We start from the raw sequence: 4,904 nt of genomic DNA on the forward strand, positions 1-4,904 counted from the left end.
CACTGCCCTAAGCAGCGCGTCACCGGCAGGGTGTCCAAGAGTATCGTTCACCTGCTTGAAGTCATCAAGATCGATACAGAGTAGGACAAGATCGCCCAAGCCGCGCTGGCGCACCTCCAGCGCCTGCTCCAATCTTTCCTGGAACAAGACCCTGTTCGGTAAGCTAGTCAGCGCGTCATGGTGCGCCATGAAGGAAATCCGGGCGTTTTGCGAGAGCAACTCCCGGTCACGTCTTTCCAGCACCTGATTCTGCTGCTCGACGCGATCCCAGGCCTGCGCAAGGAGGCGATTGTGTCGTGTGAGCGCCCCGATGAGACCAAAGGCGCTCAAGGCGAGCGTGCCCAGAATGGCCGCGAACAGCCAGTGTAGGCTGCTGAGCTGCTCTTGATCCTGAGCGACAAGCGTTCCGCCCTGCGTATTCGCTGCTCCAGCGAGGCGGGCCATCGGAGCATTGAGCGACGCGACCAGCACAAGCAGGCGACGCAGCCGGTCGGGCGCGTCTGAACCCTCCATGATAGCTTGGCCAGCATGGGCCACCTCGCGGAAGCGAGCGACAATCGCGCCGAGTTCCGGCGACGTTGCAACGAAGTCGGCGACGTCTCCGCCTTCGAAGAGCCGCGCTCTGTTCGTGACGATATCGAGCCAGAGTTGTACGTCTTCCTCGCCAACGCCACCATCCGGCATCAGCGCGGCCGCCGTCATTCCTTGCAGCCTAGAAACCTCCAGTGCCGCTTGGCTCACGGACCAGGTGATGTTGTACCGGGATACCTCGCTCAGTGCCTGCTGCCGCCGCAAGATCAGGAACGATGTGTAAGCTGCTGCTCCCACCAGCAACAGAACCATGCCAAGCAGCGCCAGCTTTGTTAAGCGGAGACTACTCACGGGTGGCTGCCGCGCGAGGTTCATTTCACAACGAGTTTCGCAACCTGCCAGGCCGAGCGGCTATAGTACTGCTGCGCCCTCAGTTCCGGCTTGCTGTCGTACGGGTAGACGATGAACAAGGGTCCCTTATCGCGGACCGGCATGTATACACCGTCCCGTTTCATGGCGAGGAGGACGCCGTAGCGCTCGAAGTCAGCGATCGGCAGATCGGTCGTATAGTCGTTGAGGGCAATCGCGGTCACGTTCTCACCCGACGCGCCAACTGCCTGCATGAGACGGTGCATGCGCACGCCGTCGAAGCGCACCATCCCCCCATGCCAAGGCGTTCTCGTCTCAAAGCCGTCGGTGCCCAGAGCTTCCAACATGGGGAGGTCGAACACAGCGGCACCGTCGCGGTTAGACGCCGCGATCCGGCCAGATACCGTGAGAACAGGTCTGCCCGCAGGCTGCGGTAGCGAACCGGCGGCGCCAGCCATCGACGGTGACATGGCACCAAAAGCGAGAGCGCCGAGGGTCCGTCGGGTGATGTCATGGGGCATGGTTCAGGAAGCCAAACAATGGGCAAACGACCTTGCCGGCTAGTTGTTGCCTAAAGGTAAAGAATGTGACTATAGTCGCTCACTAAGCCGCGCGCTCGATTCCCGATCTGCAACCTCTCTTCGGTGGAAGGAGCCCGGAGTTGCGCGGGTCGGGTCGCCGGAATGGTAATCCACATGGAGAGGCAACACGTGAGCGTTAGCATTCATCGCCTTCGACCGCCGCGCCTCGCGAATGAGGGGGTGAATGGCGCCCTCGACTCCTCCGAGCGAGCAGCCATGATCGGGGCGGCCACGCTAAAGCTCGAAGAACTTTTCGATGTCTTGCAGGTCGATCATCGCAACGATCACAATACCCGCGACACGCCGCAGCGGGTCGCCAAGATGTTTGTCGAGGAGATCATGCACGGCCGCTACTGCGACCCTCCAGCCATCACCGAGTTCGATAACGCGCAAGGGTTTGACCAGCTCATTGTCACTGGGCCAATCGATGTGCGCTCGACATGCGCCCACCACCTTATGCCATTCTACGGGGAGGCCACCATCGGCGTCCTACCCGCACCCGGAGGCAAGCTCATCGGCCTGTCAAAGTACGACCGCATCGTCGACTACTTCGCCTCCAGGCTGCAGATTCAGGAAGAACTTGTGAAACAAATCGGGGAGTACCTTGTCGAGAAGACGGCACCGCGCGGACTGGCCGTACGCGTCAGCGCAGTGCACATGTGCAAGACGCAGCGCGGCGTGCGCGCCAGTCATCGAGGCCGTATGGTTAGTACGGCCTACTGGGGCGTGCTCGCTGAGGATGCCGGGCTGAAGGCTGAGTTCCAGCAGGAGTGCATCAGCCTCGAACGTGGGCGGAGTTGAAGATGGACACTCTGACGCAGCGTGCTGCTGTTCCTGCGAGCTGGCGCTCGACGAAGACCTATGGTCACGAAGAGGGCTTGTCCTGCTGCTTCCGGCAATGGCGGGCTACGCACTCGCACTGCCAGCTACTGCATGGTTACGCCCTCTCATTCCGTCTGACATTCGCCAGCAGCGAACTCGACGAACGGCACTGGTGCTTTGATTTCGGTGGTCTGAAGCCGATCAAGGCATGGCTGCATGAAATGTTCGATCACACGCTCCTGGTAGCCGCTGACGATCCGAGCTTGCCTGAATTCCAAGGCCTAGCCGCCAGCGGCTTGGCGGAGCTTCGCGTTCTGCCCGCGGTAGGTTGCGAGGCAACGGCGCGGTATGCCTTCGACTACATCGCTCGTTACGTTGACATGTCAACAGGTGGCCGCGTTTGGTTGGAAGAAGTGGAGGTGCGGGAGCACAGTGGCAACTCGGCTATGTATACGCCGAACGGCCAGTCACGCGGGATTAGCGCCTCCTCCTGAATTATTTCTCGGAAGTTGATACTCAACCAGTGGTCAGCGCCTCTTTGATCCGCGGCCGGGCATCAAGGTCCTGTTTATCCCGGGCTTTGCCGAGAACGCGGTGCTCAGCCACGGCCACCTGAGGTCTGGCATGCACGTACTGACCAAGCCCTTCGCCATGGACGTGCTCGCCGCCCACACCCGGAAGCTCATCGCCCGCCCCTCGTCCTGAGACCACGGCACCCATGAAAACCCGCCCCGCCTGCATCCAGGAACCACGGTGCTCCGTAGAGATGGATCAGGTCTGGAGGGCAGGGGGATGAACGCTCCATCGAGCCGGTCTGTTTGGGAGGATACCGCATCGGCGCTCGTGCGGGATCACGGCAGCCAAGCGATCGACCACTGCATCCGGCAAATGCACGCGCTGCTCGAGGAGGGCCGGAAGACGGAAGCTCGTGCCTGGGTCGAGATCGCCTACGCCACGGCCGAGCTCGTGGCGAGGATGACCTCCGAGATAGACCTTGAAGAACCCGCCTCTCGTGGCGGGATCAAGGGCCAGGAGCCAGGCCTGCGCTGATGCCGCCTTCCACGCCGAAGGAGGCTCACACGCTGCGCCGGTCAGGCGTCGGCGAGTTGCCCACGAAGCTGCCGGGCGGCGTGGAGAGCGGCGGCGATCAGAGCGGGCTCGCCCCTCGACGAGGGCAGGGGAGGGAGGGGAGCGGTGAGGTGCTCGCTGAGGCACCCGCAGGCCTCCTCCAGGGCGGCACGGCGTGCGGTTGGATCGTCGAGGCGTTCGAGGTGCATTTTAAGCTCGACTTTGGCCATTTGAGCCGGGGAGAGGCAGCGGAGCGGGCTGACCGGCTAGGGTGGATGCGTCCCCGCCAAGAGACGCCGCCCTGCTGCGCCTGCCGACCCGCTTCGCCGCGGTGATCCTGAGCTTTGCGCCACTCTTTTTCCAGCGGAGTTGGCGTCACGCCGAGGTGCTGTTGATCGCGGCCATTCTGGCACCGGGCAAGCGCACGGTGACCAGCCTGCTGCGCGTCACGGGGCTCGCGCGGGAACGACGCTTCGTGAACCCCACCGGGTTCTCAGCCGGGCGGCCTGGAGCTCCCGGGCGGCGTCGCGCCTCCTGCTGGGGCAGCTGATCGAGACCTTCGCGCCGAGCGGGCCGGTGGTGCTGGGCATCGACGACACCATCGAGCGCCGCCGCGGCAAGCGGATCGCCGCCAAGGGCATCTACCGTGACCCCGTGCGCTCCAGCCACGGGCACTTTGTGAAGGCATCTGGCCTGCGCTGGATCAGCCCCATGCTGCTGGCGCCGGTCCCCTGGGCCGGGCGGGTCTGGGCGTTGCCTTTCCTCACCGCCCTGGCCCCTTCGGAGCGGTACTGCCGGGTGCGTGGTCTCCGGCATAAGAAGCTCACCGACTGGGCACGCCAGTTGGTGGTGCAGGCCCGTCGATGGCTGCCGGGACGGGACATCGTCGTGGTCGGTAACAGCGGCTTTGCCGCCCTGGAACTGCTCGCTGCTGTCGGCCGCCACAAGGTCACCAGCATCACGCGCCTGCGCCTCGATGCGGCGCTCTACAACCCGGCGCCGCCCCGGCTACCTGGGACCAATGGCCGCCCCCGAACCAAGGGCGCCCGGCTCCCGAACCTGTCCGAGGTGTTGGCGAGCCCTGGTGCTGTCTGGCAGCGCATCACCGTGCCGGGCTGGTACGGCGAGGGCGAGCGGTCGGTCGAAATCTGCACCGCGACCGCCGTCTGGCGCCATGGCGGGATGCCGGTCGTGCCCATCCGCTGGGTACTGATCCGCGATCCCCAGCAGCGGTTTGACCCTCCCCCGTGTTGGTGGACACCTCAGATAAGCTCCTGCGGGAGCGAGGTGCCCTGATGACGAGCAAGACGCGACGGGAGTTTACGGAGGAGTTCAAGCGGGAGGCGGTGTTGCTGCTGGAGAGCAGCGGCCGCCCTCTGATGCAGGTGGCGAGGGAGTTTGGGATCGAGCCATCGATGCTGCGGAACTGGCGGGCGCGAGGTCATGGACCAGCGGGATTGGCTGCAGGGCAAGGGGGCACTGGCAAGGTAACGCTGCCCGCTTCACCGGAGCAGGCCGAGATCCGACAGCTTC

General features: G+C 64.0%; 9 protein-coding genes. 5 read left to right on the plus strand and 4 right to left on the minus strand.

Annotation, left to right across the window (positions count from 1 at the left end):
* Together EAH89_RS30340 and EAH89_RS30345 are read right to left on the minus strand one after the other, a co-directional pair.
* On the minus strand, positions 1 to 906 hold a 906-nt coding region (locus EAH89_RS30340; protein ID WP_140887839.1), incomplete at its 3' end, for a GGDEF domain-containing protein.
* Positions 903 to 1,421 (minus strand): oxidoreductase, encoded by a 519-nt coding sequence (locus tag EAH89_RS30345; RefSeq protein ID WP_241667277.1) that lies wholly within the window; start codon positions 1,419 to 1,421, stop codon positions 903 to 905. The genes EAH89_RS30340 and EAH89_RS30345, both read right to left, overlap by 4 nt.
* Before the next feature lie 276 nt (positions 1,422 to 1,697).
* Here EAH89_RS30345 and folE point away from each other — a divergent pair, with 276 nt between their 5' ends.
* Together folE and EAH89_RS30355 are read left to right on the plus strand one after the other, a co-directional pair.
* The gene (folE, locus tag EAH89_RS30350) at positions 1,698 to 2,282 is read left to right on the plus strand and encodes a GTP cyclohydrolase I (protein WP_161993861.1); all 585 of its coding nucleotides are present in this window, start codon (positions 1,698 to 1,700) and stop codon (positions 2,280 to 2,282) included.
* A gap of 2 nt (positions 2,283 to 2,284) precedes the next feature.
* Complete coding sequence (locus EAH89_RS30355) at positions 2,285 to 2,797, plus strand: 6-pyruvoyl trahydropterin synthase family protein (RefSeq protein ID WP_140887843.1); 513 nt, start codon at positions 2,285 to 2,287, stop codon at positions 2,795 to 2,797.
* A gap of 22 nt (positions 2,798 to 2,819) precedes the next feature.
* Here EAH89_RS30355 and EAH89_RS31675 read toward each other — a convergent pair whose 3' ends face one another.
* Positions 2,820 to 3,023, minus strand: a complete 204-nt coding sequence (locus EAH89_RS31675) for a hypothetical protein (protein ID WP_161993862.1) — start codon at positions 3,021 to 3,023, stop codon at positions 2,820 to 2,822.
* Between the two features lie 72 nt (positions 3,024 to 3,095).
* Here EAH89_RS31675 and EAH89_RS30365 point away from each other — a divergent pair, with 72 nt between their 5' ends.
* Complete coding sequence (locus EAH89_RS30365) at positions 3,096 to 3,353, plus strand: hypothetical protein (protein WP_140887846.1); 258 nt, start codon at positions 3,096 to 3,098, stop codon at positions 3,351 to 3,353.
* Between the two features lie 41 nt (positions 3,354 to 3,394).
* Here the strand turns inward: EAH89_RS30365 and EAH89_RS30370 are convergent, their stop codons facing one another.
* A complete protein-coding gene (locus EAH89_RS30370; RefSeq protein ID WP_140887849.1) occupies positions 3,395 to 3,580 on the minus strand; it encodes a hypothetical protein in 186 nt (61 codons plus the stop codon).
* 160 nt (positions 3,581 to 3,740) lie between these two features.
* Between EAH89_RS30370 and EAH89_RS30375 the strand changes: the two genes are divergently transcribed.
* Both EAH89_RS30375 and EAH89_RS32960 read left to right on the plus strand, forming a co-directional pair.
* Positions 3,741 to 4,667, plus strand: a complete 927-nt coding sequence (locus tag EAH89_RS30375; RefSeq protein ID WP_206667738.1) for an IS701 family transposase — start codon at positions 3,741 to 3,743, stop codon at positions 4,665 to 4,667.
* Positions 4,667 to 4,904, plus strand: a 238-nt coding sequence (locus tag EAH89_RS32960) for a transposase (RefSeq protein ID WP_241667278.1), incomplete at its 3' end; no start/stop codon positions are given. The genes EAH89_RS30375 and EAH89_RS32960, both read left to right, overlap by 1 nt.

Source organism: Muricoccus nepalensis (assembly GCF_006438825.1).
GTDB classification, from domain to species: domain Bacteria; phylum Pseudomonadota; class Alphaproteobacteria; order Acetobacterales; family Acetobacteraceae; genus Roseomonas; species Roseomonas nepalensis.